This window comes from Pontibacter silvestris (assembly GCF_020907275.1).
GTDB lineage: Bacteria > Bacteroidota > Bacteroidia > Cytophagales > Hymenobacteraceae > Pontibacter > Pontibacter silvestris.
Map to the genome: position 1 here is coordinate 1 of NZ_JAJJWI010000107.1, position 478 is coordinate 478.

The following is a 478-nucleotide window of genomic DNA, read 5'->3' on the forward strand; positions in this document are numbered from 1 at the left end:
GCCTCCAGCCCCGCCTTGGTGCGCTCGCGGATGATCTCCCGCTCAAACTCTGCCAGGGAGGCGAAGATGTTGAAGGTGAAGCGGCCGGTGGGCGTGGCCGTGTTGATGCCATCCTGCAGGCTGACAAACTCCACGCCTCTTTCCTTGAAGTCAGACACCAGCTCGATCAGGTCCCGCAGCGAGCGGCCCAGGCGGTCCAGCTTCCACACCACCACTGTGTCGCCTGCCCGGAGCTGGCTGATCATCTTCTCCAGCTCCGGGCGCTCTTTGCTCTTGCCCGACTTCTTCTCCCTGAATAGCTGCTCGCACCCGTGCTGGGTGAGGGCATCCGTCTGCAGCTCCAGTTTCTGGTCCTGGGTGGAGACCCGGGCGTATCCTATCTTCATGTCTGTATCATTATCTCGTCTCAAAAATAAAAAACATTTTTGATTCATGAGACGGCAAAACGGGAATATGCCGGTAGCCCCAGATCTTCCGG

At 58.6% G+C, this 478-nt stretch carries 1 protein-coding gene; it reads right to left on the reverse strand.

Features of this window, described 5'->3' with window-relative positions; all coding sequences use genetic code 11:
• Positions 1-386 (reverse strand): recombinase family protein (locus LN995_RS21780; RefSeq protein WP_229963196.1); only part of this gene is annotated, 386 nt, incomplete at its 3' end.
• Positions 387-478: the final 92 nt, after the last annotated feature.